The organism is Nocardioides sp. YIM 152588 (assembly GCF_040191335.1).
GTDB lineage: Bacteria > Actinomycetota > Actinomycetes > Propionibacteriales > Nocardioidaceae > Nocardioides.
The window spans coordinates 100,873-125,440 of the sequence record NZ_JBEGDJ010000004.1; the positions used below are offsets into that span (position 1 = coordinate 100,873).

Sequence of the window (24,568 nt, forward strand, 5' to 3'; positions counted from 1 at the left end):
ATTCCGAACGGGCGTCGATCGCTACACGCCCACCGCCAGCGACACGCCCAGTCTGCCCGAACCGGAGCCCGGGACGCCCGGATGGCGGCAGCGTGGGGCGGGCGAGTCGTGTGCCTGAGAACCCGCTCTGCCGCTTTGTGGGGCACACGACTCGAGCCGAACTCGGGCGCGGACGGGGTCGTGTGCCCAGGAACCCTCTATGCCGATGCGTGAGGCACACAACCCACACCACCGCCGCCGGCAGAACGCGCCGAAGCCCGCGCCCGGCTACTCGCCCGGCCTCTCCTCGCGTCGCCGGATCTCGTCGAGGGAGATCTCGACGCGCGCGGGGTCATCACCGCGGACCGGCTCCGGCACCTCAACGCCGCTCGGCTCAGGCGCCTCAGCGCCGCTCGGCTCCGGCACCTCAACGCCGCTCGCCTCCGGCGCCGCCGCGGGCTTCGAGCCGGGGTCGACGACGCGCGTCTCCTCGGCGTCCTCCTCGGCGGCGAGCGCCGCGACGTCCTGGGTCGGGATGACGACGGTCTCCGCCTCCTGCGCCGCCCGCTCGGCGGCCCGCTCCCGCTTGAGCAGCGCCCGGGTCTTGGTCCGGGTGACGCCGACCAGGCGCGGGCCGGAGAGCCGGACCGGGACCTTGCGCGCCTCGCGGGCGACCGGCTGGGCGACGTACTCGCCCAGGATGACGCCGGCGGCGAGGGCGATCGCGATCGAGAACGCGGTGACCATGGCGAGGATGCCGTCGGCGGTCGCGGCGTCGTTGCCCTCGCCGATCAGCGCCAGTCCGCGATAGATGGAGAGTCCGGGCAGCAACGGCACCATCGCGGAGACCACCACGATCAGCGGCGGCACCTGCAGCCGCCCCGAGACCCGGTAGGAGACCAGGCCGATCGCGAACGCCGCGAGGCCGACCGCCCAGGCCCGGCCGAAGTCCTGCGTCTCCACCGCGAAGGTGACGACCACGGCCACCCCGGCGAGCCCACCGATCGGCGCCAGGGTCCGCATCGGCGCGTACGACGCGTAGCCGAACGACGCCGCGGCGAAGGCGGCGCCGAGCGCCGCGACGCCGATGCCGACCAGGTCGGTGCGCGCAGGTTCGAGGCGCGGCATGTCGAGCCCGATCGCCGCGGCCAGGCTCAGGCCGCCGCCGACGCCGGCGATGACGCCGATCGTGGCCAGCATCGCCTCGAGCATCCGCGCGCTGCCGGTGACGTAGAACCCGGAGAGCGCGTCCTGGACCGCACCCATGAAGCCGATGCCGGCCAGCAGCATGATGATGTTCGCGCTGACCACGAGCGAGGCGTCGAGGTGGACCCAAGCCTCGGCGACCCGCGTGGTGGCCGCGGCGAGGACGGTCGCCAGCGCCGCCCCGGCGATCTGCTGGTAGAAGACGGGGATCAGTCGCCGCGTCATCAGGTACTGCAGCCGGTCGATCGCGACCGCGGCCAGGAACGCGGCGATCACCACGGTCCCCGAGCCGCCCAGCTGCACGCCGACGCCGGCGCACATGCCGCCCCAGCCGAGCGTGGCCGCCCAGCGTGGGCGCGCATGCCCGGAGGAGACGATCCGCGCCACCCGGGCGCGGGCCTCGACCAGGTCGATCCGCTCCGCGAGCACCTCGCGGACCAGGTGGTCGACCCGAGTCAGGTCCTCGTAGTCGATGTCGCGGTGGGTGACCTGCCGGATCTGGAACAGCGGCGACTCGTCGGGCCCCATCTGGACGCTCATCGAGAGCGAGGTGAAGGTGACGTCGATCTGCGGGTGCCGGATCCCCAGCGCCTGCGCGAGGGCGCGCATCGTCGCGGTCACGTCCGCGGCGCCCGCGCCGGAGGAGAGCAGCACCTCCCCCACCCGGAGGCAGAGGTCGAGCGTCTGCGCCAGACGCCGGTCGTCACTCATCCCGTCATCGTGACAGGACTCTCCGGGCCAGCCCACCCACCGGGGGTATCCGGCTGCGCGGGACCCGCGGGGGACGGAGCGGCCGGGCTCAGCGGCCGGGCGGCGGCAGCGCGTCGGTGGCCTCCAGCTGGTCCATCCCCGTGACCAGCAGCAGGTCGACCGTGATGGAGCGGACCTGCGCCAGGATCGCCGCCCCGGTCAGCTCGCTGGTCCGCTCCACCAGCCCGGTGGCCTGGCCTACGGCGAGCAGCCCGTCGCGGGCGGCGGCCGGCATCCGGTTGGCGGCGAGCTCGTCCGCGACCCGGTCGACCGCGATCGCGAGGTCGGCGGTCAGGTCGGCGTACGAGCCCGGGACCTGGCGCCGCCGGTACGCCGCCACCGCGACCTGCCGCACCAGCACCCGGGTGCTGCGCAGCGACCGGTCCAACGGGTCGACCAGCTCGGCCATCTGCCGGACCGGCTCCCGGTGCCGCCGGCGGAACGGGGACGAGCTGACCACCGACATCCCCTCGCTGGCCGCCGCCTGCAGCTCGCGGATCATCCGGTCCGTGGCGCGGGCGTCGGCGAGCAGGGCCAGCGCGGGCTCGCTCTCCCCGTCGATCATCACCTGGCTGGCGGCGCGCAGCAGCGCGGCGATCTTGCGCGCGACCGCCGCCGCCTGCTCGCGCGGTCGCCGCAGCGGCGCCGCGGGCACCACCGCGGCGGCGACCAGTGCGACCCCGCCGCCGATCAGCGCGTCCGTCCATCGCGTCAGCGCGTCGGCCGGGTCGCTGATCAGCGTCGCCACCACGATCGACTGCACCGCCGCCTGGTTGACGAAGACGTTGCCGGCGTCGAGCAGCAGCGCCGTCGACATCGCCAGCGCCACGATCACCGTGAGCTGCCAGGCGCCCGAGCCGATCCAGAGCACGAGCACGTCCGCGATGAAGACGCCGATCGCGACCCCGACGGTCACCTCGGCGACCCGGCGCAGCCGCTGGCCGTAGGAGGTGCCGAGCGAGACCACGGCCGCCACCGGCGCGAAGAACGGCGTGGTGTGGCCGAAGACCTCGGTGGCCACGAGCCAGGCGACGCCGGCCGCGACCGAGCACTGCACGACCGCGAACACCTTGCTCCGCCAGCGGCCGATCCGCTGCCGGGCCGACATCCTGCCCCGCGCCCAGAGCCGGTCCAGGGGCGCGTCCATGCGGCGATCCTTCCACGTCACGCCGCGCCGAGGTCCGCACGAGGCACGCGGTGTGGAACGCTTTCCCCGTGCGGATCGACTTCCACGCCTCCCCCGAGCCGACGCTGGGCGTCGAGTGGGAGTTCGCGCTGGTCGACCGCCGCACCCGCGATCTGCGCAACGACGCCGCGCACCTGTTCGCCCGCGCCAAGGCGCGCATGCCGGACCCGAGCCGCCTGCACAAGGAGCTGCTCAAGAACACCGTCGAGGTGGTCACCGGCGTGCACCGCACCGTCCCGGCGGCGATGGCCGAGCTGCGCGACACCCTCGGCTACGTGCTGCCGGCCTGCGACGCCCTCGACCTGGACCTGTACGGCGCCGGCACCCACCCGTTCGCCTCCTGGACCGGCCAGCAGCTCACCGAGGGGGTCCGCTACGCGGAGCTGATCAACCGCACCCAGTGGTGGGGCCGGCAGATGCTGATCTGGGGCGTGCACGTGCACGTCGGGATGCCCGCGGTCGAGCGCGTGATGCCGGTCCTCTCGGCGCTGCTCACCTACTACCCGCACCTCCAGGCCCTCTCGGCCTCCTCCCCGATCTGGGCCGGCGTCGACACCGGCTACGCCTCCAACCGCGCGCTGATGTTCCAGCAGCTGCCGACCGCCGGGCTGCCGTTCCAGTTCGAGCGCTGGGAGGAGTTCGAGGCGTTCGCCGAGGACCAGCTGGTCACCGGCGTGATCGACGAGCTCAACGAGATCCGCTGGGACGTGCGCCCGGCGGTCAACCTCGGGACGCTGGAGAACCGGATCTGCGACGGCGTCTCCACGTTCGCCGACCTCGCGCCGCTGGTGGCGCTCACCCACTGCCTGGTGGTCTGGCTCGACGAGCGGGCCGCGGCCGGCGAGGAGCTGCCGACCATGCCGCCGTGGCACGTGCAGGAGAACAAGTGGCGCGCCGCCCGCTACGGGATCGACGCGATCGTGATCCTGGACGCCGCCTCCCACGAGCGCCTGGTCACCGACGACCTGGCCGAGCTGGTGCCGCGCCTGATGCCGGTCGCCGAGCGGCTGGGCTGCGCGGCCGAGCTGGCCGGCGTCCTCGACATCATCGAGCGCGGCCCGTCCTACGTGCGGCAGCGCCGGGTCGCCGAGCGCACCGGCAACGACCTGGTCGCCGTGGTCGACTCCGTCGTGCAGGAGCTCCGCACCGACCTCGCCTGATTGGCCGAGCGTGGCTCCGCTTCGCTCCGCCACGCTGCCGGCCACGCGGTCGAGCATTTCGCAGTGCCAGGTCGCCTGGCGACTCACTGCGTCCGCACGCGGAGAAGCCCGCTCGCGCCCTCCGGTCGCTCCTTCGTCGCTTCCTCCGGCGCGCTTCGCGCGCGTTCCCCGCGCTAGCGGACGTCACTTCCGCGGCGGCTCAGTGCCCGCGCTCTGGTGGCGTCATCTCCAGCCGCACGCCGAGCAGCCGGACGGGCCGGTCGCGCTCGACGCGCTCCAGCAGGGCCACGGCCTCCTCGGCCAGCACGTCGGCGTCGCCGGTCGGGGCGGGCAGCTTGTGGCTGCGGGTGACGGTGAAGAACGGCACGTAGCGCAGCTTCAGCTCGACCCGCACCGCCGGCCGGCCCTCGGCACGGATGTCCTCGGCGACGAGGCGGGCCAGGCGTCGTACCTGCTCGGCGACGTCGGCCCAGTCGGTGAGGTCGGTCTGGAACGTCTCCTCGCGGCCGTGGCCGCGCGCCACCCACGGGGTCGGGTCGACCGGGCTGGGGTCGACGCCGCGGCCGAGGCGGCGCAGCCAGGGACCGGTGGTCGGGCCGAACGCGTCGGCCAGCGCGGAGGGGTCGGCGCGCGCCAGGTCCTCGACGGTGTCGATGCCCAGGTCGGCCAGCCGGGCGGCGGTCCTGGAGCCGATCCCCCACAGCGCGCGCGTGGGCCGCGGCCCGAGCACCGGGAACCAGGTCTCGTCGCTGATCCGGTGCACGCCGCTGCCCGGCTCGGGCCCCGCGCCGGGCGGCCCCGCCCGGGGCTTGGCGAACCCCGTGGCCAGCTTGGCCTGCAGCTTGTTGTCGCCGATCCCGACGCAGCAGGTCAGGCCGCACCGCTCCAGCACCGCGGCGCGCAGGCGTTCGGCGACCCCCTCGGCGGGCTCCGGGTCGGCGGCGGCCCCGGGGGCCGCCCCGAGGAACGCCTCGTCCCAGCCGAGGACCTGGACCACGAGCGGGGCACCGCCCCACTCCTGGGCGCGGACGGCGTCGAATACCCGCGCCGAGACCTCCTCGTAGTGCTCCCGGTCGACCGGCAGGAAGACCGCGTCGGGGCACCGGCGCGCGGCGATCCGCAGCGGCGTGCCGGAGCCGACGCCGTAGGCCCGGGCCTCGTACGACGCGGTGGAGACCACCCCACGCTCGGTCGGGTCGCCACGACCGCCGACCACGACCGGCCGCCCGGCCAGCTCGGGGCGGCGCAGCACCTCCACCGCGGCCAGGAACTGGTCGAGGTCCAGGTGCAGCACCGGCGTGGTCATCGCCCCCAGTAGACCCCAGCGCGCCCGCGGCGGCCCGCCGGAGCCGAGGCGCTCACTCGAACCAGACGTAGCAGGAGTCGGTCCGGCACTGCGGCAGGCGGCCCCAGCCGGTGCCGGCCTGGAGCGCTCCGTCCTCGCCGAGGAGCACCACGATCTCGCCCAGCTCCTGGGTGTCGAGGTCCTTGGCGACGTACACGAGGTCGTCGTCACCGTCGCCGTCGACGTCGGAGGCCGTCGCGGCGGTGACCCGCAGCTCGCCCGCCGGGTCGCGCAGGACCGGCCCCGGCCGGGCCGCGAGCCGTCCGTCGGCGAGCTCGTAGGTGGTCACGATGATCTCCCCGCTCCCCGCGTTGTGCCCGAGGCCGGCCACCAGGTCGGGCCCCGTGCCGGGGTCGAAGGCGACGTAGGCCCAGGCGAAGTCGGTCGGCTCGACCACGTCGCCGACCTCGAACGAGGTCCCGGTCGAGGTGATCTGCCGGTAGCCGTCCGCGCCGCTGTAGTAGTCCTCGTAGCTGTGGTTGGCGTCGGTCAGGGTCTCGGCGGGCACCTCGGCGAAGATGTCGTCGTCCCCGTCACCGTCGAAGTCGCCGGGCGTGAGCAGCGTGTAGTTCACGGCGGCGTTGGGGAGGGCGCCCCACAGCACCGGGTCGGCGAACGTGCCGTCTCCACCGCCGACCATCACCCACAGCTCGTCGAGGCGACCCTGCGGCCCCTCGACGAGCAGGTCGGTGGCGCCGTCCCCGTCGAAGTCGCCGGGGATGAGCGCGGCATCGGCGTCCCGGCCGTCGGCGGCGAAGGAGAGGGTGACCGGGTCCGGCGCGGGGCCGTCGGTGTCCGTCGTCCGGAACGCCAGCGTGCCGCTGCCGTCGTCGTAGGACCAGGAGAGCTGCTCCTCGAGGCCGTCGCCGTCCCAGTCGGCCCACCGGTTGGCGAACGCGACCGCGGAGTCGATCTCCTCGGCGCGGAGGTCGAAGCCCCGGCCGTTGCTCGTGCCCAGCAGCTCCGTGGTGCCGTCCCCGGGCGCGAACAGCGTCAGCACGACGTCGCCCAGCCCGTCGCCGTCCTGGTCCCCGGTGACGACCGGCGCCGGTTCCGCGACCGCGGTCCCGCCCGCCTCCTCGCCCTCCCAGGGCCGTACGACGGCGAGCGCCACGCCGACGCCGACGACGACCACGAGCGCCAGCACCAGCACCGCCCACGGCCACCACGGGCGCCGGCCGGCCCCGCCGGGACCCGGCCCGGGCGGTGGCGCCGGCGGCTGGACCGGGCCGGTCTCGGCCTGGCGGCGGTGCGCGGTCCAGCCCGAGCCGTCCCACCACCGCTCCCAGCCGTCGCCGTCCGGGTACCAGCCGGGCTGCGCCGAGTACCGGTTCATCGCGCGTCCTCTCCACTGCCCGGCGGCGCGGGGCCGCCGGGCTCGCAGGATGACCCGCGCCGGGGCCCGCGCGTCGCCGTACCGCCGGGATTTCCCCCGTTCCGGCGAGGCTCGCCCCGGTCCGGGCTCAGCGGGCGCGCCGCTCGGCGGCCGTCGCCGGTCCCACCTCGGCGAAGCCGCCGCCCACCCTCTCGGCGACCGCCCGCAGCCGTGCCCGGGTGATGGCGGCGACGGTCGGGTAGCCGGCGCGCTCGGCGTTGCTGCCGGGGCGGGTCGGCTCGGCGGAGTTCACCGACAGGCAGGTCCGGCTCCCGCCGTCGGCGGCGTTGGCCAGCGCGACCGCGTGGCCCGTGGTGCCGCTGCCGGCGAAGAAGTCGAGCACCCGGGCGTCCTCGGGCATCGTCTCCAGGATGCGGCGCACCAGGCCGGTCGGCTTGGGCGACTCGAAGACGTGCCCGAGCACGGCCTTCAGCTCGGCGACGGCGGTGTCGGTGGAGCCGATCTCCTCGGCGAGCCAGATGGTGCGCAGCTTCTTGCGCCGCCTCGCGCCACCGAGCGGGTGCAGCCAGTCGCGCTGGAACACGTCCACGCGCTCGCCGCGCGCCCCGCGGACCGGCCGGCACTCCAGGTCCCCGGCGCGCTCCTCGATCCGCGGCACCGACCAGCGCCACACGGCAGGGCTGCCGTCGCCGAAGACGGGCTCGATCCGGGTGCCCCCGGCGAACGGCTCGGCGGCCACGCGGCCGGAGCCGGGGTCGCCCCACAGCGGGAAGTGCAGCGTCGGGGCGGTGGCGGGGTTGAACTTCTTGTTCGTGTTGCGCAGGGGCAGGCGCCGGTAGCGACGACCGTCCTCGGCGACCAGCGGGAAGTCGGACTCCACCACGGTCGACGGGCTGGAGGCGTCGAGCGCGCACCGGGGCAGCTCGCGGGCGTACGCCAGCAGGTACTCGTGCGACGTGGCGAAGCCCCGCCCCAGCTGACGGCCCTTGGGGTTGAGGTTGACCACGATCTGGCCGAGCAGGTTCGCCTCCCCGAAGACCTCGTCCATCAGCAGCCGCAGGTGGGCCACCTCGTGGTCGTCGATGCTGACGAAGATGGCGCCGCCGGGCGACAGCACGCGCCGCGCCTCGACGAGCCTCGGCCGCATCATCGCGGTCCACGCCGCGTGCCGGCCGAGCGCCCCGGTGCCGCGCTCCCCGCGGAAGTCGTCGCGGTAGGCGAAGTCGTTGCCGGTGTTGTACGGCGGGTCGACGTAGATCAGGTCCACGCCGCCGGCGGGCAGGGTGGGCAGCACCTCGAGGTTGTCGCCCTCGATGAAGGTGTTCCACGGCTCCGGCACGGCCCCATCCTCGCCTGACCTGCCCGGATCGCGCCGACGGCCACGCCGGAGCGGCTCCCCGATCGGCCGCCGCCGCGTGCTTAGCATCGAGTCCATGCGTCGCCACTTCCCCGCGCTGCTGCTCGTCGCCGTGCTCGCGACGGCCGCACCCCTGTTCCTCCTCGACACCGACGACGAGCCCGCCGCCGCCTCGACGGCCGCGCTGGCGAGCGCCGCACGCCAGGACGGCGACGGTGACGGTGACGGCAAGGTGCGCCGCCGCCCGGCCGGCTCCGACCCGACCACCTGGCAGACCTCGGACCGCGTGATCGGGCCCAGCGCCCCGGAGCGCTCGGCGCGCGCCGCGGCACGGACCAAGGTCACGAAGCGGTTCCGCTACCAGGTCGCCCCCGGCGTGTGGGCGGGCTCCTTCACCGAGACCTGGCCCGGCCGGGAGGTCCGGTACTACGTCGTCACCGCTCGGTACGACAAGCCCGGCGTCGGCTTCCGGCTGGGCAGCCCGGAGGTGGTGGCCCGCACCGCGCCGACCAAGCGCATGGTCCGCAAGATCCCGCACTCGGTCGCCGGCGTGAACGGCGACTTCTTCGACATCGGCGACACCGGCGCCGCGCTCGGCGTCGGCATCGACCGGGGGCGGCTCGTCAACGGCCGCCGCAGCGGCTGGAACTCGGGGTTCTACTTCGACGCGGACGGCACGCCGCGGATCGGCCTCGTGCCGGTGACGATCAAGCTGCCGAACCGGACGGGCATCCCGCTGACCAACTTCAACTCCGCCCAGGTGATGCCGAACGGCATCGGCATCTACACGCCCCGATGGGGCACCACCTCGGGCTACCGCTGGACCGACGGGCAGACCGAGAACGTCCGGATGATCCGCGTCGAGGGCGGCGAGATCGTCGAGAAGCGCCACGTCTTCCCGGCCGGCCAGAAGTTCACGGGCCGGATCCTGGTGGCCCGCGGCGCGCGCCAGACGGCGCAGTTCGACGCGCTCGCGGTCGGTGACCGCGTCCGGATGAAGTGGGGCGCCACCGGCGGCCTCGGCACCGGGATCACCGGAAACGCGATCGTGCTGAAGAACGGCAAGGTGGTGGCCACCGACAACCGCGAGCTCCACCCGCGCACCGCCGTCGGGATCGACCGCAAGCGGCACCGCATCATCCTCCTGGTGGTCGAGGGCCGCCAGGAGTTCAGCGACGGTTACACGATGGTGGAGATCGCGCGACGGCTGAAGAAGATGGGTGCCCGGGCGGGGCTGAACCTGGACGGCGGCGGCTCGTCGACGATGGTGTCGCTGCGCGACGGGAGGAACCGGGTCCTCAACTCGCCCTCGGACGGGCACCAGCGCTCGGTGGCCAACGCGCTCGTGGTCACCTACCAGGAGCCCTGAGCCCGCAGCCGGGCCGAGCCACCCGCCCGGTCAGGACCCGGAGCCGTCGGCCGTGCGGGTGGGACCCGGATCGATCGGCAGCAGGTCCGCGGGCAGGTCGATCACCGCGACCGAGGTCTCGGCCACCACGCACGTGACGTTGTCCGGCGGCGGCGGGGCGCTGACGCGGACCTCCCCCGCCACCAGGGCCACGTCGACCTCCTCGGGCGCGAGGCAGCCGACGCGCACGACCGCGGCAGCCAGTGCCCGCCCGGGGCCCGCGGGGTTCGCCTCCGCGAGCGCGACGAGGTCGTCCGCGAGCAGCCCTCCGGCCCGACCGTTCTCCCGGAACGTCGCCGCGTAGCGGAGCAGCGAGAGCCGGTCGTCGATCGCCGTCGGGGTGGTGTCGACCGTGCCGCCGGCGGCGGGCTGGGTGACGATGCCGAGGAGCTCGTGGGCCACCGGCTGCCCGGTGGCCCCGGCGCTCCCCTCCTCGGCGTCCGACGAGGATCCGCCGTCGCCGCCCTCTCCCCCGCAGGCGGCCGCGAGCGGCAGGACCGCGATCAGCGCGAGGACCAGCAGCGGCGGGCGGGTGCGACGGGGCATCGCCATGGTGCTGTGACGGTACCCGCCGCACCCCGGTTCCACCGCGGCCGGGGCGGGTGCGGCAGGCTGGACCGGTGGCGCGCCGTACCTTCACCCGCGAGGAGCTGGAGTCGTTCCGCGACGCGGAGGTCCCCGACCTGCTGCCGACCGGCCCCGGCCAGGAGCTGCGGCTCCTCTTCGTCGGGATCAACCCCGGCCTGTGGACGGCCGCGACCAGCACCCACTTCGCCCACCCCGGCAACCGGTTCTACCCGGCGCTCCTCAAGGGCGGGGTGATCACCACCCCGATCGACCCGGCGGCGGGGATGGGCGACGCCGAGCGGGACCTGCTGCGCGAGCGCGGGATCGGCATCACCAACATCGTGCACCGGGCCACGGCGAAGGCCTCCGAGCTCTCCGACGACGAGCTGCGCGCCGGCGGCGAGCAGCTGACCGCCCTGGTCGAGCGGGAGCGACCCCGCGTCGTCGCGGTCGCCGGGATCACCGCCTACCGGACGGCCTTCCGGCGTCGTACGGCGAAGCCCGGCCGGCAGCCGGAGCGGCTCGGGCCGGCCGAGCTCTGGGTGGTGCCCAACCCGAGCGGGCTGAACGCGCACGAGACGGTGGACTCGCTGGCCCGCGCCTACGCGGAGGTCGGCGCCGCGGCCGGGCTGGTCTCCTAGCGACCGTCGTGGCGGCCGCTGGCGCGGCCGACCACCAGGGGAAGCAGGCCGCCGGCCCCGGAGTGCTCCTCGATCTCGACCGCGGCCAGCGGGGACCGCTCAAGGGTGGCGAGGAAGTCGCGGTTGGGGCGGCACCCGTCGCCGAGCCTGCGCTGCACCGGGGTGATCAGGTCGTGCACGAAGCCCGGCACCCCCTGGCCGCGGACGTGCTCGTGGAAGAGGAAGGTGCCGCCGGGACGCAGCACGCGGTGCACCTCGGCCAGGGCCAGGTCGGGGTCGTCGAGGGAGCAGAACAGCAGCGACGCGGCGACCGTGTCGAAGGAGCCGTCCTCGAACGGGAGCCGGTAGGCGTCGCCGTCCAGGATCTCCCAGCGCTCGGCCCGGATCTTCCCGACCACCGCCTGGAGCTGGTCACGGAGCCCCGGGTTCGGCTCGACCATCGTCAGGTCGGTCACCTCGACCGGGTAGTGCGGGACCGAGTAGCCGTTCCCGGTGCCGAGGTCGAGCGTGCGGCCTCGCGCCCGGGACAGGTGCCGCGCTCGAAGCCGGCCGTGGCCACCGGCCTCGACCCGGTTCATGATCCGCGGGTAGATCCCGGCGAAGTAGCGCTGACCGACTGTCCCCCGCTCCGAGCTCATGCCCCGATCATGGCACCCGGCCGGGTGCGCCACCGGTCCTCGCGAGGTAGTCCGCCACGACCGCCGCCACGGTGCCGCCGACGTCGAGGACGATGCCGGGCTCGTCCGCGCCGAGCGGCTCGAGGGCGTCGTACTGGGAGTCGAGCAGGGCGGCCGGCATGAAGTGGCCCGGGCGGTCGGCCTGCCGGCGGGCGATGGTGCCGCGCGGGCCCGCCAGGTGGACGAGCCGCAGCCGCGGCGCGTGCCCGCGCAGCCGGTCGCGGTAGACCCGCTTGAGCGCCGAGCAGGCGATGACCGCGCCGGTGCCGTCGTGCGCGGCGAGCCACGCGCCGACCGCGTCCAGCCACGGCCCGCGGTCGGCGTCGTCCAGCGGCACCCCCGCCGCCATCTTGGCGATGTTGGCGGGCGGGTGCAGGTCGTCGCCGTCCGCGAACGGGACCCCGAGCCGGCCGGCGAGCGCGGCGCCGACGGTCGACTTGCCGGAGCCGGAGACGCCCATCACGACCAGGAGCGGGGGCCCGCCGAGGGGCGCCGCTCCGTCCGTCGTCATGCGGCCAGTCTGCCCGGGGCGGTCAGCCGGCGTCGGCGAGTCCCGCCAGGCCGGCCAGGTCGTCGGGAGCCACCACCCAGAGCTCGCGGTCGTTGGCGACGTGCACCGGCCAGCGACCCGACCCCGGCGCCAGCGCGCGCGCCCACGCGACGTCGCCCGCGGCGCGGGCGCGGCCGGGGCGCGCGAACAGGAACGCCAGCTCCTCGTCGTCGGTGACGGCGTCGCGCAGCAGGTCCAGCAGGCCGGCGGCGTCCCCCGGCTCGGGCCGCAGCGGGACGCCCTCGACCTTGGTCAGCCCGAGCGGGCGGCCGCCGGCCATGATCAGCACCCAGAGCTGCGGCTCGGCGAAGCCGAGCTCGCCCATCAGCGCCCGCCAGGTCCGCTCGAGGCTGACCTGGTCGACGATGGGCGGCATCCGGTCCGGCGGGAGCAGCGGCGGGATCTCGTGATCGCTCATGCGCCCACCCTGGAGCAGATCGCGGCGAGGCGTCGTCCGCTCTCCACAGCCCCACCCGCGTCCACCAGCCAGCCGGCCGCACGGCGCGGCCCGTGCCGACGACTACGATCAGGTCGTGAACCAGCCGCCCGCCACCACGCCGCGGCGCGCGTGGCTGGTCTGGGGCGTGGCGCTCGCGATCTACGTGCTCGCGGTCTTCCACCGCACCAGCCTCGCGGTGGCCGGCCTGGCCGCCACCGACCGCTTCGACCTGTCGGCGAGCCAGCTGGCGTCCTTCACCATGCTCCAGCTGATGGTGTACGCCGGCATGCAGATCCCGGTGGGCCTGCTGGTGGACCGCTTCGGCCCGCGCACCGTGCTCACCGCGGGCGTGACCCTGGTCAGCCTCGCCCAGGCCGGCTTCGCGCTCGCCGGCTCCTACCCCGAGGCGCTGCTGGCGAGGACGCTGGTCGGGATGGGCGACGCGATGACGTTCATCTGCGTGCTGCGGCTGGTGAGCAGCTGGTTCTCGCCCCGCCGGATCCCGCTGGTGGTCCAGATGACCGGCAGCACCGGCCAGATCGGCGCGATCGCCGCCGCCGTACCGATGACCTGGGCGCTGCGCGAGCTCGGCTGGAGCGGCGCCTACCTGACCGCGGCGGCGATCGGGCCGGTGCTGCTGGTCCTGCTGCTGCTCGTCGTCCAGGACTCGCCGGAGCGGCGCCACGAGCGCGGCCACCCGATGTCGCGAATGGCGCTGCTGAGCAGCCTGCGGGACTCCTGGGACCAACCCGGCACCCGGCTCGGGTTCTGGGTGCACTTCTCGACCCCGTTCAGCGCGCACCTGCTGGCGCTGCTGTGGGGCTTCCCGTTCCTGGTGGTCAGCGAGGGTGTGTCGGAGACGGCCGCCGGCACGCTGCTCAGCCTCATCGTGGTGGCCACCGTCGCCTCGGGGCCGGCGCTCGGCTGGCTGGTGGGACGCCACCCCTACCGCCGCTCGACCGCCGCGCTGGTCACCGTCGCCGCCACGGCCGCCACCTGGACGGCGGTCCTGGCCTGGCCGGGCCAGGCGCCGATGTGGCTGCTCGTCGTCCTGATGATCGTCTGCGGCTGCGCCGGGCCGGTCTCGATGATCGGCTTCGACGTCGCCCGGACCAGCAATCCGCCGCACCGGCTGGCGAGCGCGAGCGGGATCATCAACCAGGGCGGGTTCGTGGCCGCCCTGCTGGCGGTCTTCGGGGTCGGCGCCGTGCTGGATCTGATGACCCCGGGCTCCTCGACCGACTACTCTGCCAGGGCGTTCACGGCCGCGATGTCGGTGCAGTACCTGCTCTGGGGCCTCGGCGCCGCCCAGATCTGGCGTCACCGCCGGCGGGTCCGGCAGCTGGTCCCCCGGGAGACGGTCGAGCGCGGCTCCACCATGGTGACCTGACCGCACGGACGCGGCACGACCGAGGCGGCACGACGGAAGCGGCGAGGAAGAGGGCGATCGATGTCCTGGCAGATGCAGGCGATCGGCCTCTACATGCGCGCCACCCGCAAGCGCCGGTTCGCCGACCCGCTGGGCGCGGAACGGCTGCTCGCCGAGCCGAAGGGCTCGCCCGAGCCGCCGGCGCGGGCGGTCGACGGCCTCCTGGTGAGCATGCACGACATCGCCGGGTTCACGGCCTACGCGGTCACCCGCGAGGACATGGCCCACTACGACGTGCCGACCATCGTCTACGCCCACGGCGGCGCCTTCGTCAGCGAGATCTCGGGTCCCCACTGGCAGCTGATCGGCCAGCTGGCCCGCGAGGTCGACGCGGCGGTGCTGGTGCCGATCTACGGCCTCGCGCCGCAGCACACCGCGCGCGAGGCGCACGAGACGATGGCCACCATCGTCGACCGCGGCGCGGCCGAGGGACGGACGATGTACCTGGTCGGGGACTCCGCCGGCGGCAACCTGGCCCTGGTCGCCGCCCAGCAGGCCGCCGCCCGGGGCGTCACCGCCGTGCGCGGCGTCACGGCCATGGCGCCGTGGCTCGACCTGACCATGTCGAACCCGGAGGTCGACGCGTTGGAGCCGCACGACCCGTGGCTGGCGCGGGCCGCCCTGCACGAGGTGGCGCGGGTCTGGGCCGACGGCACCCCGCTGGACGACCCTCGGGTCAGCCCGCTGTTCGGGTCGTTCGAGGGGCTGCCGCCGATCGACCTCTGGATCGGTGACCGGGACATCTGCGCACCCGACGCCCGCCTGCTGCGTGACGCGCTGGCGGCGGCGGGGAACGACCTGACCTACCACGAGCAGCCGGGTGCGCTGCACGTCTACCCGCTGCTGCCGACGCCCGAGGGCCGCCGCGCCCGCGAGGAGCTGGTGGCGCACATCCGCGCCGCGCTCACCTAGCCAGGGCCACGCACCTAGGGACGGGGCGCGCGCGGGCTGCGGCGGTACGCCGACACGGTCGGGTCGCCCGCGAGCCAGAACCGCCACGGCACGTCGGCCGCCCTCGACACCCCCACGCGCGGGCCGCTGGCGACCGCGCCCGGGTCCGGGACCGCGGGCCCGAGCCGCACCGCCCCTGCGGCCGCGGGCGCGCCGGCGAGCAGGTCGGTCCCCTTGTCGGCCAGGGTGATCGCGAGCGCCTGGGCGAGGTTGCCGGGGCCGCGGGCCAGCCGGTGGTCGGCCACCTCGCCGCGGCGGGCCCGGGCCAGGTCGTGGCCGGCGACCACCTCCCCGGAGCGGACCAGGACCGCGGCGCCCTGCTCGGTCGGGCCCGTGACCACGTTGGCGCAGTGGTGGATCCCGTAGGAGCGGTAGACGTAGAGGCGCCACGGCGGGCCGTACATGATCTCCGAGCGCGGCGTGCGGGTGAACGCGTGCGAGGCCGGGTCGCGGCTGCCGCCGTAGGCCTCCACCTCGGTGATCCGCACCGCCACGCCGTGGCCGGTGAGCAGCCGGCCGAGGAGGGAGCGCGCAGCGGCGACCACGTCGCCGGTCTCGGCGCCGCCGCCGTCGGACGTATCCATGACGCGATTCTCACGGACTCCGATGGTGTGTCGTTCACACGATCCGGCTACCGTCGTACTTCGTCATGGACACCAGCGCCGCACAGCCAGATCCGCTCCACCAGGTCATCGAGAACCTCGAGGATGCCGAGTACAAGGTCGAGCAGCCGCTCCCCGGAGTGATCCGGGTCGAGGGGCGGTTCTCCAACACCGAGCGGATCGCCCTGCAGGCGGCCGCCGACGCCGGCGACCATGCGGTCGCCGTCTGGGCGATCAGCCACCACGACGACTGGACGCTGGCGGCCTGGAGCCGCCCCGAGCTGGTCACCATCACGCAGCGCGGCCCGGCCCCGCAGCGGTGGCGTCACCGCCAGCTGCCGCCGCAGCTGCAGCCGAACGCGCCGACCTTCCTGGAGGGCGCCGCGTCGCGGTTCGACATCGTGACCCGGCCCAAGCACCGGCCGACCGACGCGGCCCGCGCGGTGCTGGCCGAGTTCGACATCACCGACCCGGCCCCGCCGGGCTGGGTGCCGCCGGTCGTCGAGGCGCCGCCGGTCGTGCAGACCACCGTGCCGGTCGCGGCAGAGAAGGCCAGGCGGGCCACCGCCACCCGCGCCCCGCGCGAGCCCAAGGCGCCGGCCAAGCCCGAGCCGGTGGTCGCCGTCTGCCCGAGCTGCTTCATGGCGCTGCCCGCGACCGGGGTCTGCGACAACTGCGGCTGAGCGGGCCGGGTCGCCGCCGGGCTCAGACGCCCAGGTACCGCCCCGGGCGGTGGTTGAGCGCGAGCACCAGGTTGAGCGCGACGGCGCCGATCGCGGAGAACGCGACCGTGGCCGGGTCGCTGACGAACAGCGCGCCGAGCACGACGAACGCGTCCAGCGCCATCTGCACGTAGCCGGCCCGCATCCCGAGCCGCTCCTGGGCCAGGATCGCGACGATGTTGAACCCGCCGACGCTGGCGCCGTGGCGGAACAGCACGAGCAGGCCCAGACCGACCATCAGGTTGCCCAGGACGGCCGCGTACGCCGGGTCGATCCCCTGCACGTCGATGAAGCGCGGGTGGAGCTCGGCCAGGCCGGAGACGAGCCCGACGCAGAGCAGGCTGAGCAGCGTGAATCGCCACCCCTTGCGGCTGAGCGCGAGGGCGAAGAACGGCAGGTTGATGAGCACGAAGAGCACACCGAACGGCAGCGAGAGGCCGTAGGAGAGCAGCAGCGCCAGGCCGGCCGTGCCGCCGGTGACCAGCTCGGCCTCGCGCAGCAGGAGCAGGCCGAACGCGATCACCACGGTGCCGGTGGCGATCGCGAAGACGTCGTCGGCCAGGGAGTGCGGCGGTGCCTCGGGCTGGTCGGCCGGCGCGGGGCGGGCGGCCTGCGCGGGCCGGCTGTCGGGAGTGCTCACCCGAAAACCCTGCCGCCCGCGCGGCGTCCGCGCCGACCCGACGCCGACGTGATCTGGCCCACGTCGGGGGCCGCGTCCGGGTCCGACCGGACGGGCCTGGTAGGACGGTGCCCGTGACGACACCCCTCCCGCGCCTCGTCGTCGGCGCCGTCATCGTGGACGACCTGGGTGCGCCCAGCCGCGTGCTCGGCTGCCGACGTACCGGGCCGGAGGCGCTGGCCGGGCTGTGGGAGTTCCCGGGCGGGAAGGTCGAGGACGGCGAGACGCCCGAGCTCGCGCTGGCCCGCGAGCTGCGCGAGGAGCTCGCCCTCGAGGTCACGGTCGGCGACGAGCTGCCGGGGCCGTCCGGCCGGTGGCCGATCGACGAGCGCTACGAGCTGGCCCTCTTCCTCGCCGCGATCACCGGCGGTACGCCGGCGGCGGGCCCCGACCACGACGAGGTGCGCTGGCTGGGCCCGACCGACCTCGGGTCGGTCCCCTGGCTGCCGTCGGACCTGCAGGCGATCGGGCCGATCCGCGCGCTGCTGGCCGCGCCGGGGACCTGACGGCCTGAGGGCCCATTGCGGGCGGTGCGAGCGCGCGCCAGACTGACCGCCGTGGTCACCCGCGGCAGGAACGCCGGACGGCGCGCGGTCGCGCTCGCCGGCACCCTGGCCGCGCTCCTCGTGGCCGCCACGGCGGGGCTGGCGGCCACCGCGCCGCCCGCGGCGGCCGCCGACGCCGACGAGGTCACGCTGGCCGAGCGGTACGCGCCGGTCGTGCGGCTGGTCGACCAGCCCGAGGAGTGCGGCCCGGGCGAGCCGTACCGGCCCTCGGACGTCGACGCGCTGATGGAGAACGACTCGATCGCGCTGCGGGGTCCGTGGACCACGGACGACCTGGTGACCGTCGGGCCCTCGGCCGAGGAGCTCTCCGCGGGCCTGTGGGAGTGGTCGCTCGACTTCCCGGGCGACCCGCTCAGCCCCGGCTGCGGCTACGAGGAGTGGGCGGACCGCACCTTCGCGGGGACCCCGCCCACCGTCTACGCCCACGTCGCCACCCAGGAGGACGAGCCGGGGCGGCTGGCGCTGCAGTACTGGTTCTTCTACCCGTTCAACGACTTCAACAACAAGCACGAGGGCGACTGGGAGCGGATCCAGCTCGAGTTCGACGTCGGCACGGTCGCGGAGGCGCTCGAGACCGAGCCGGTGCTCGCGGTCTACAGCGCCCACGAGGGCTCCGAGCGGTCCGAGTGGGACGACCCGAAGCTCGGCCTCGTCGACGGCACCCACCCCGAGGTGTACGTCGCCGCCGGCTCCCACGCGAGCCACTTCACCTCCGACCTCTTCCTACTGCGCTCCGCGACCCAGGGCTTCGGCTGCGACAACACCCTCGACACCACCGCCACGACGCCGGTGGTGCGGACGATCCCGTCCGACCCCGACGAGGCGGTGGCGGAGTACCCCTGGATCGGGTACCTCGGTCGCTGGGGCCAGCGGGAGTCGCCGTCGTTCTACAGCGGGGCCACCGGGCCGGCCGCGAAGGACCAGTGGACCGAGCCGTTCACGTGGTCGGCCGAGGGGGGCGACCGGAGCTACCCCGTGCCGGGCGGGGAGGTCTACGGCGCCAAGACCACCGACTTCTTCTGCGAGGTCGTCGGCCAGGGGTCGGTGCTGCTGCTCCGGTTCACCGCCGCCCCCGGGCCCACGCTGGTGGTCCTCGGGGTGCTCCTCGCCGTGGCCGCGTGGCTGGTGCGGCGCACCTCCTGGAAGCAGGCGCGGGCCTGGCCGGCGACCGCCGAGCGGCCGCTGGGGCAGACGCTGGCCGCGGCGTGGTGGGTCTACCGCTCGCGGTGGCGCCTCTTCGCCGGGATCGGCGCGGGGGTGGCGGCGGTCTCCCTGGTCACCGGCGCGATCGGCCAGTTCGCCCCGGGGCCGGTCGTCGCTGCGACCGCCGGTCTCGCCCTGCTGATCGCGATCCTCTTCGCGCAGGCGGCGACCGCGAGCGCCTTCGCCGACCTCGACGCGGGCCGTCCGACCAGCGTCCGGCACTCCTACGGCCGGGCCTCGGCCCGCGCCGGGGCCCTGCTCGGCACCGCCGCGCTGTGGGCCACGGCGCTGCTCCTGACGCTGGCCACCCTCTGGCTCGCGGTGCTGGCGTTCCTGTTCTTCGCCGCGTGGAGCCTGTTCGTGATGGTGGTGCAGCTGGAGGGCCGCTCGGGTCTGCCCGCGCTGCGCCGGAGCTGGCACCTCGTGCGCGGCCAGTTCGTGAAGGTGGCGCTGCTGCTCCTCCTCGGCGCGGCGCTGTCCACGCTGCTCGGGGGGCTGCTCGGGTCCTTCGTGCTGGTGCTGGCGCAGGCGCCGTTCGTCCTGGTCAACCTGATCCCCGGCGTCGTCGCCGGGCTGCTGGTCCCGTTCACCGGCCTCGCGCTGAACTACGCCTACTACGACGGCGTGGCGCGGGACACGATCTCCCCCGAAGCCGCGACGCTCGGGGCAGGATCGGAGTCATGAGCGAGCGCAACGTCCTCGGTGGCGACCTGGAGCAGTGCGGAACCGATCCGATGACCGGCTTCCACCGCGACGGCAGCTGCTCCTGCGGTGAGCAGGACATCGGGCTGCACGCGGTCTGCGCGGTGATGACCGAGGACTTCCTCGCCCACCAGCGGGCGGTCGGCAACGACCTGGTGACGCCCCGGCCCGAGTGGTCGTTCCCGGGCCTGGTGCCCGGTGACCGGTGGTGCGTCGTCGCGGCCCGCTGGCTGCAGGCGTACGACGCGGGCGTCGCCGCCCCCGTCGTGCTGGCCGCGACCAGCGAACGGGCGCTGGAGGTGGTGCCGCTGGAGGCGCTGCGGGAGCACTCCGTCGACGTACCCGACGACCCGGGCAGCCTCGACGCTCTCTGACATTTCCTCGAATCAGTCGGCCCCGTCCCTGAAGCTTGGGGAGTGCCAACCGATGACCTCAGTCCCGGCCTCCACGAGTCGCTGCTGACCGAGCGGCTACGCCACGATGTGACCCGGTTGGGTGACCTCGCCAGCGCCGCGGACGTCGATGAGGCGGACCAGCCGCACGTCCTTGCCCGGCATCTCTACTCCGTTGCTCTGGAGGCCCTGGCCGCGACCCGCAACCAGGCCGATCGAGTCGAACTGGCGAATCGATTGGTCGAGGCCCTCGCGCCCAGCCAGTCGGTACTGGCGCCTCCCCGCCGCCTGCTGCGCGTGGATCGGCCGATCGAACCGGGCGCGATGACCTACGGCGACACCCGGCCGTCGACACCTCTGTCCGAAGCCGCCCTCCTCACGAATTCGCCCGGCGAACCCAGCCTGGGTGCCGAACTCAGGGCCGAAATCGACACTGCCGATCAAGTCGACCTGCTGTGCGCCTTCGTCAAGTGGCACGGCCTGCGCCTGATCGAAGACGAACTCCGCCGGCTGCGACCGCGCGGCGTCCGCTTCCGGGTCATTACCACCACCTACATGGGCGCCACCGAGGCCGCCGCGCTCGATCGGCTGGTGCGCGAGTTCGATGCCGAGGTGCGGATCCAGTACGACGCCCACCGCACCCGTCTCCACGCCAAGGCGTGGATGTTCCACCGCGCCAGCGGCTTCGACACGGCCTACGTCGGTTCGTCGAATCTATCCCGCGCAGCGCTGCTCGACGGCGTGGAGTGGAACGTGCGGCTGTCGCGGGTAGGCACACCACCGCTCTTCGACAAGTTCCAGGCGACGTTCGACTCCTATTGGAACGACCGGACCTACGAGCAGTACGACCCCGACCAGGATCGCGACCGATTGGACGACGCGCTCGCAGAGGCGTCCGGGAGGTTGCGACCCGACCGCGTCACGATCTCTCTTTCCGGACTAGAGGTACGCCCGTATCCGTACCAGCAGGAGATGCTCGACGCCCTCGATGCCGAGCGCACCGTCCACGACCGCCACCGAAACCTGGTCGTCGCAGCGACCGGTACGGGAAAGACGGTCGTCGCCGCCCTTGACTATCGCCGCTTGTGCGACCCCCGGCGCGGGGATCGGCCTCGGCTTCTCTTCATCGCCCACCGACGGGAGATCCTCGACCAGTCGCTGAGGACCTACCGCGAGGTCCTGGGAGACCCCAGCTTCGGTGAGCGCTATGTAGACGGGGCCCGCCCCGAGCGATGGCAGCATGTCTTCGCGAGTGTCCAGTCGCTGTCCTCCTACGGCATCGGTTCCATCCCACCGGACGCATTCGATGTCGTCGTCGTGGACGAGTTCCACCACGCGGCCGCCGCTACCTATCGCGCGATTCTTGGTCACCTCGCGCCCGCCGAACTCCTCGGCATGACCGCCACCCCGGAACGAGCCGACGGCATCGATGTCCGCAGCTATTTCGAGGGGCGCACCGCGGTCGAGCTGCGGCTCTGGGACGCGCTCGGCGCCGACCTGCTCTGCCCGTTCCACTATTTCGGCGTCGCGGATGGCACGGACCTACGCACACTCACGTGGTCGCGGGGCCGGTACGACGACGGTGAGTTGTCGAACCTGTACACCGGCAACGACGCCCGCACCCGGATCGTGCTGCGCGAGCTCCAGGACAAGGTGATCGACCTCCGCGGCATGCGCGCGCTCGGCTTCTGCGTGGGGGTGGCGCACGCCGAATACATGGCGCGCGCCTTCACCGCAGCCGGCATCCCCGCGGCAGCTGTCTCCGGCGCGACGCCATCGGCCGCACGCAAGCAGGCCCTGGATGACCTGCGGACCAAGAAGGTCAACATCCTCTTCTCGGCCGACGTGTTCAACGAGGGGCTCGACATCCCCGATGTCGACACCGTTCTGCTGCTGCGCCCCACTGAGAGCGCCACGATCTTCCTCCAACAGCTCGGACGCGGGCTCCGCCGCACCTCAGAGAAGGCAGTGCTGACGGTGCTGGACTTCGTCGGCTTCCAGCACCAGCAGTTCCAGTGGGACCGCAAGCTGCGGGCCCTCACCGGGTATTCGCGGGGCCGCCTGCAGCGGGAGGTGCACCGAGGCTTCCCCTTCCTGCCCTCCGGCTGCCAGATTCAGCTCGACCGGCAGTCGCAGGCGATCATCTTGGACAACCTCCGCAGCCAGATCGGCACCCGGTGGAAGAGCATCGTCAACGAGCTTCGAGCTCAGGGCGATGTCGAACTCGGCGCCTTTCTCGACGAGTCAGGAGTCGAGTTGTCCGACATCCTCCGCAAGGGGTCGCACTCGTGGACACGAGCACGGCGCGAGGCCGGCATGCCCACGCCACCGAGTAGCGATGCCGAGGAGCGCCTGCTGCGGCGCATCCGAGCCTTCGCACATGTCGATGACCGGCTGCGCGCGGAGAGCTACGCGAAGCTTCTCTCGGATGACGCGCCTCGCTACGCGGACCTGCAGCCGAGCGAACAGCGAGCGGCACAGATGCTGTTCTTCTCTCTCTGGCCCGACGGCGGTAAGCACGAGAGCGTCGAGGCGGGGCTCGACCAACTTCGGCGTGAGGCCGCGTTGCGTTCTGAGTTGAGCAGCGTTATCGAGATCTCCTTCGAAGCGGCGCGCCACCAAGCGCTAGAACTGACCGCGGACCTCGCTGGAGTGCCACTCCGCGTGCATGCCCGATACCAGCGCGAGGAGGTCCTCGCAGCGCTGGGCTACGCCTCGCTGCAGCGCCGACCGAATTCGTTCCGAGAGGGGGTCCTGTACGTCCCTGAGCTGAACGTCGACGCCTTCTTCGTCAATCTCAAGAAGTCCGAAGCCGACTTCTCTCCAACCACGATGTACCGCGACTACCCGATCAGTCCGACCCTGTTCCACTGGGAGTCGCAGTCGGGTACGACGACCGCTTCGCCCACCGGGCGGCGCTATGTCGAGGGGACCAGCTCAGTCCTGCTGTTCGTCCGGGAAACACGTCAAGACGACTTCGGCACCGCGCCGTACCTGTTCCTAGGGCCTGCGAGCTATGTCAGCCACGAGGGCGAGAAGCCGATCGCGATCACCTGGCGCCTCGAGCACCCCATGCCGATGGACTTCTATACGTCCGCCTCGGTCGCGGCGCAGTAGGCGGCTACTCGCAGGATGGGGCCGTCAGCAGCGCCCGCGGCCCGCAGCCTCAGGCGCCGGCGGCGAGCTCCTCGACCTCGGCGGTGACCTCCTGCGTGGTCGCGGCGACGCCACCGATCGCGGTGCGGGCCACGTCGGCGGCGGAGAGCTGGTTGGTGGCGAGCTGCGCGATCGCCTCCTGCGCGCCGGCCACCGAGGCGAAGACCTCGGCGATCTCGCCCGCGGAGGAGAGCACGTCCTGCGTGCCGCCGCGCACCTGCGCGAGCATCGACTCGATCGCCTCGGTGGCCCGTGCGGTCTCCGCCGCGAGGTCCTTCACCTCGCCCGCGACCACGGCGAACCCGCGGCCGGCGTCGCCGGCGCGGGCGGCCTCGATCGAGGCGTTGAGGGCGAGCAGGTTGGTCTGCGCGGCGATGCCGGCGATGGTCTGGGAGATGTTCGCGATCTGCGCCACCGACTCCTCCAGCCGGGCCACCACCTCGCGGGAGTTGGCGATGCTGGCGTGCGCCGAGCCCACCGCCTGGGCGACGCCACCGGCGGCACCCTCGATCTCGGCGGCCGCCGAGACCAGGCCGGCCATCACCGACTCCGACTCCGCGACGCCGGCGCGCAGCGACTCGCCCGCGGCGTTGAGCACGACGATCCGCTGGGCCAGCACCTCGGCGCGCTCACGACGCGCGGCGAGCTCCTCCTGCGCGGCCTCGGAGGCCCGGGCCTGCTCCGCCGCGAGCTCCCGCTGGGTCGCCATCTGGGAGGCGGCGGTCTCCTCGGCGCGCAGCTGCTCGGCGCGGCGGGCGTCGTCGGCCTGCTCGGTCGCCCGCCAGGAGGCGGCCAGGGCGGCGCACTCCCCCAGCAGGAGGACGGCGTGCAGCAGCGCGAACATCACCGGGTGTGCCCGGGCGCGCGGGTCGGAGAAGACCATGTCGGCGGCCGCCAGCCCCATGCCGACGTGGTGGACCGCGACGATCGCGATCGCGAGCACGAACGGCGTCCACATCTGGTAGAGCGCGACCAGCGCGACGGTGACGAAGAAGTGCAGGTGCATGTCGGTCATGCCGCCGGAGACGTGCACCAGCAGCACCGAGGAGAGGACCAGGGCGCTGGAGACGGCCGCGGCCCGCAGCGACTGGCTGCTCGCGCGCTGGCCGACCCGCAGCAGCGCGGCCATCAGCGCCAGCCCGGCGCCGATCGTCCAGCCGCCGCCGGCGTGGTGCAGGTGCTCGTCGGTGACCAGGCTCAGCGGGTTCCACACGAACGCCAGGAAGGCCACCAGCGGGATGTGCAGCCACGCCACCAGGGAGATCATCCGGTGCCGGGCGAGGAAGCTCTCCTCGCTCAGGGTGACGCCCCGCGGGACCCAGGACCACGCCTCGCGGGACGCTGCCGGGGCGGCGTACCCCGCCGTCGCGCGATCGGCGTCCGCGGTCGGGGGATCGATCGTCAGGGTCATCGTGGTGGCTCCTCGGGAGGCATCGGCCAGCCGCGTCCGAGCGTGCAGCGTGGGGGTGACACCCCTCTCATCGGTCCGTGCCCGCGCGACCTGAGCCCGCCGGACGCGCGGTCGGGGGTCTCGCGCGTGTCGCCGGGCGGTTGTGCCGCGCCGC

General features: G+C 73.9%; 22 protein-coding genes. 10 read left to right on the forward strand and 12 right to left on the reverse strand.

The features are described from left to right. Positions 1-267: 267 nt before the first annotated feature. Both ABLM29_RS04020 and ABLM29_RS04025 read right to left on the reverse strand, forming a co-directional pair. Positions 268-1,896: a threonine/serine exporter family protein gene (locus tag ABLM29_RS04020; protein ID WP_349712547.1), complete on the reverse strand. Its 1,629-nt coding sequence runs from the start codon at positions 1,894-1,896 to the stop codon at positions 268-270. A gap of 88 nt (positions 1,897-1,984) precedes the next feature. After that, positions 1,985-3,082, reverse strand: a complete 1,098-nt coding sequence (locus ABLM29_RS04025; RefSeq protein ID WP_349712548.1) for an FUSC family protein — start codon at positions 3,080-3,082, stop codon at positions 1,985-1,987. A gap of 68 nt (positions 3,083-3,150) precedes the next feature. Between ABLM29_RS04025 and ABLM29_RS04030 the strand changes: the two genes are divergently transcribed. Then, positions 3,151-4,281 carry a glutamate--cysteine ligase gene (locus ABLM29_RS04030; protein WP_349712549.1) on the forward strand — a complete coding sequence of 377 codons (1,131 nt, stop codon included), beginning with the start codon at positions 3,151-3,153 and terminating at the stop codon, positions 4,279-4,281. A 199-nt stretch (positions 4,282-4,480) separates the two neighbouring features. On the opposite strand, the gene ABLM29_RS04035 is transcribed toward ABLM29_RS04030, so the two are convergent. The 3 genes from ABLM29_RS04035 to ABLM29_RS04045 form a co-directional block, all read right to left on the reverse strand. Further along, on the reverse strand, positions 4,481-5,587 hold the full coding sequence (locus ABLM29_RS04035; RefSeq protein ID WP_349712551.1) for a DNA polymerase IV: 1,107 nt from the start codon (positions 5,585-5,587) through the stop codon (positions 4,481-4,483). Positions 5,588-5,639: 52 nt separating this feature from the next. Further along, complete coding sequence (locus tag ABLM29_RS04040; RefSeq protein ID WP_349712552.1) at positions 5,640-6,962, reverse strand: FG-GAP-like repeat-containing protein; 1,323 nt, start codon at positions 6,960-6,962, stop codon at positions 5,640-5,642. 127 nt (positions 6,963-7,089) lie between these two features. Beyond that, positions 7,090-8,301 carry a site-specific DNA-methyltransferase gene (locus ABLM29_RS04045; protein ID WP_349712554.1) on the reverse strand — a complete coding sequence of 404 codons (1,212 nt, stop codon included), beginning with the start codon at positions 8,299-8,301 and terminating at the stop codon, positions 7,090-7,092. Between the two features lie 94 nt (positions 8,302-8,395). On the opposite strand from ABLM29_RS04045, the gene ABLM29_RS04050 reads away from it, so the two are divergent. Next, positions 8,396-9,688 carry a phosphodiester glycosidase family protein gene (locus ABLM29_RS04050; protein WP_349712555.1) on the forward strand — a complete coding sequence of 431 codons (1,293 nt, stop codon included), beginning with the start codon at positions 8,396-8,398 and terminating at the stop codon, positions 9,686-9,688. Between the two features lie 30 nt (positions 9,689-9,718). Here ABLM29_RS04050 and ABLM29_RS04055 read toward each other — a convergent pair whose 3' ends face one another. After that, positions 9,719-10,279, reverse strand: coding sequence for a hypothetical protein (locus ABLM29_RS04055; protein ID WP_349712556.1), 561 nt, complete (start codon positions 10,277-10,279; stop codon positions 9,719-9,721). A 68-nt stretch (positions 10,280-10,347) separates the two neighbouring features. On the opposite strand from ABLM29_RS04055, the gene ABLM29_RS04060 reads away from it, so the two are divergent. Continuing rightward, positions 10,348-10,935 carry a mismatch-specific DNA-glycosylase gene (locus ABLM29_RS04060; RefSeq protein ID WP_349712557.1) on the forward strand — a complete coding sequence of 196 codons (588 nt, stop codon included), beginning with the start codon at positions 10,348-10,350 and terminating at the stop codon, positions 10,933-10,935. Here ABLM29_RS04060 and ABLM29_RS04065 read toward each other — a convergent pair. The 3 genes from ABLM29_RS04065 to ABLM29_RS04075 are packed head-to-tail and all read right to left on the reverse strand — an operon-like array spanning position 10,932 to position 12,580. Next, complete coding sequence (locus ABLM29_RS04065) at positions 10,932-11,573, reverse strand: class I SAM-dependent methyltransferase (RefSeq protein ID WP_349712558.1); 642 nt, start codon at positions 11,571-11,573, stop codon at positions 10,932-10,934. The two genes, ABLM29_RS04060 and ABLM29_RS04065, sit on opposite strands and share 4 nt — an antisense overlap. A 7-nt stretch (positions 11,574-11,580) precedes the next feature. Then, a complete protein-coding gene (locus tag ABLM29_RS04070) occupies positions 11,581-12,123 on the reverse strand; it encodes a gluconokinase (protein WP_349712559.1) in 543 nt (180 codons plus the stop codon). A gap of 22 nt (positions 12,124-12,145) precedes the next feature. Next, complete coding sequence (locus tag ABLM29_RS04075) at positions 12,146-12,580, reverse strand: hypothetical protein (RefSeq protein ID WP_349712560.1); 435 nt, start codon at positions 12,578-12,580, stop codon at positions 12,146-12,148. A gap of 115 nt (positions 12,581-12,695) precedes the next feature. On the opposite strand from ABLM29_RS04075, the gene ABLM29_RS04080 reads away from it, so the two are divergent. After that, a complete protein-coding gene (locus ABLM29_RS04080; protein ID WP_349712562.1) occupies positions 12,696-13,991 on the forward strand; it encodes an MFS transporter in 1,296 nt (431 codons plus the stop codon). Positions 13,992-14,051: 60 nt separating this feature from the next. Then, on the forward strand, positions 14,052-14,942 hold the full coding sequence (locus ABLM29_RS04085) for an alpha/beta hydrolase fold domain-containing protein (protein ID WP_349712563.1): 891 nt from the start codon (positions 14,052-14,054) through the stop codon (positions 14,940-14,942). A gap of 14 nt (positions 14,943-14,956) precedes the next feature. On the opposite strand, the gene ABLM29_RS04090 is transcribed toward ABLM29_RS04085, so the two are convergent. Next, positions 14,957-15,565, reverse strand: coding sequence for a DNA-3-methyladenine glycosylase (locus ABLM29_RS04090; protein WP_349712564.1), 609 nt, complete (start codon positions 15,563-15,565; stop codon positions 14,957-14,959). 65 nt (positions 15,566-15,630) lie between these two features. Between ABLM29_RS04090 and ABLM29_RS04095 the strand changes: the two genes are divergently transcribed. Further along, positions 15,631-16,266, forward strand: coding sequence for a hypothetical protein (locus tag ABLM29_RS04095; protein ID WP_349712566.1), 636 nt, complete (start codon positions 15,631-15,633; stop codon positions 16,264-16,266). A 22-nt stretch (positions 16,267-16,288) separates the two neighbouring features. Here ABLM29_RS04095 and ABLM29_RS04100 read toward each other — a convergent pair whose 3' ends face one another. Next, positions 16,289-16,945: a YitT family protein gene (locus tag ABLM29_RS04100; protein WP_349712567.1), complete on the reverse strand. Its 657-nt coding sequence runs from the start codon at positions 16,943-16,945 to the stop codon at positions 16,289-16,291. Between the two features lie 113 nt (positions 16,946-17,058). On the opposite strand from ABLM29_RS04100, the gene ABLM29_RS04105 reads away from it, so the two are divergent. Genes ABLM29_RS04105 through ABLM29_RS04120 form a run of 4 tightly spaced genes read left to right on the forward strand, consistent with a single transcriptional unit; the run spans position 17,059 to position 22,964 of the window. Then, a complete protein-coding gene (locus tag ABLM29_RS04105; protein ID WP_349712569.1) occupies positions 17,059-17,490 on the forward strand; it encodes a (deoxy)nucleoside triphosphate pyrophosphohydrolase in 432 nt (143 codons plus the stop codon). A gap of 51 nt (positions 17,491-17,541) precedes the next feature. Next, positions 17,542-19,437: a hypothetical protein gene (locus ABLM29_RS04110; RefSeq protein WP_349712570.1), complete on the forward strand. Its 1,896-nt coding sequence runs from the start codon at positions 17,542-17,544 to the stop codon at positions 19,435-19,437. Continuing rightward, positions 19,434-19,829: a DUF2237 family protein gene (locus tag ABLM29_RS04115; RefSeq protein ID WP_349712572.1), complete on the forward strand. Its 396-nt coding sequence runs from the start codon at positions 19,434-19,436 to the stop codon at positions 19,827-19,829. The genes ABLM29_RS04110 and ABLM29_RS04115 overlap by 4 nt, the downstream gene beginning before the upstream one ends. A 42-nt stretch (positions 19,830-19,871) precedes the next feature. Further along, positions 19,872-22,964 carry a DEAD/DEAH box helicase gene (locus tag ABLM29_RS04120; protein ID WP_502889162.1) on the forward strand — a complete coding sequence of 1,031 codons (3,093 nt, stop codon included), beginning with the start codon at positions 19,872-19,874 and terminating at the stop codon, positions 22,962-22,964. A gap of 49 nt (positions 22,965-23,013) precedes the next feature. Here the strand turns inward: ABLM29_RS04120 and ABLM29_RS04125 are convergent, their stop codons facing one another. Beyond that, positions 23,014-24,414, reverse strand: a complete 1,401-nt coding sequence (locus ABLM29_RS04125; protein WP_349712573.1) for a methyl-accepting chemotaxis protein — start codon at positions 24,412-24,414, stop codon at positions 23,014-23,016. Positions 24,415-24,568 lie beyond the last annotated feature (154 nt).

Excerpts from the sequence above, each read along its gene's own strand:
- ABLM29_RS04020 (WP_349712547.1), bottom strand. The coding sequence starts at position 1,896 with ATGAGTGACGACCGGCGTCTGGCGCAGACGCTCGACCTCTGCCTCCGG.
- ABLM29_RS04025 (WP_349712548.1), bottom strand. The coding sequence starts at position 3,082 with ATGGACGCGCCCCTGGACCGGCTCTGGGCGCGGGGCAGGATGTCGGCC.
- ABLM29_RS04035 (WP_349712551.1), bottom strand. The coding sequence starts at position 5,587 with ATGACCACGCCGGTGCTGCACCTGGACCTCGACCAGTTCCTGGCCGCG.
- ABLM29_RS04040 (WP_349712552.1), bottom strand. The coding sequence starts at position 6,962 with ATGAACCGGTACTCGGCGCAGCCCGGCTGGTACCCGGACGGCGACGGC.
- ABLM29_RS04050 (WP_349712555.1), top strand. The coding sequence starts at position 8,396 with ATGCGTCGCCACTTCCCCGCGCTGCTGCTCGTCGCCGTGCTCGCGACG.
- ABLM29_RS04055 (WP_349712556.1), bottom strand. The coding sequence starts at position 10,279 with ATGGCGATGCCCCGTCGCACCCGCCCGCCGCTGCTGGTCCTCGCGCTG.
- ABLM29_RS04065 (WP_349712558.1), bottom strand. The coding sequence starts at position 11,573 with ATGAGCTCGGAGCGGGGGACAGTCGGTCAGCGCTACTTCGCCGGGATC.
- ABLM29_RS04070 (WP_349712559.1), bottom strand. The coding sequence starts at position 12,123 with ATGACGACGGACGGAGCGGCGCCCCTCGGCGGGCCCCCGCTCCTGGTC.
- ABLM29_RS04075 (WP_349712560.1), bottom strand. The coding sequence starts at position 12,580 with ATGAGCGATCACGAGATCCCGCCGCTGCTCCCGCCGGACCGGATGCCG.
- ABLM29_RS04085 (WP_349712563.1), top strand. The coding sequence starts at position 14,052 with ATGTCCTGGCAGATGCAGGCGATCGGCCTCTACATGCGCGCCACCCGC.
- ABLM29_RS04090 (WP_349712564.1), bottom strand. The coding sequence starts at position 15,565 with ATGGATACGTCCGACGGCGGCGGCGCCGAGACCGGCGACGTGGTCGCC.
- ABLM29_RS04095 (WP_349712566.1), top strand. The coding sequence starts at position 15,631 with ATGGACACCAGCGCCGCACAGCCAGATCCGCTCCACCAGGTCATCGAG.
- ABLM29_RS04115 (WP_349712572.1), top strand. The coding sequence starts at position 19,434 with ATGAGCGAGCGCAACGTCCTCGGTGGCGACCTGGAGCAGTGCGGAACC.
- ABLM29_RS04125 (WP_349712573.1), bottom strand. The coding sequence starts at position 24,414 with ATGACCCTGACGATCGATCCCCCGACCGCGGACGCCGATCGCGCGACG.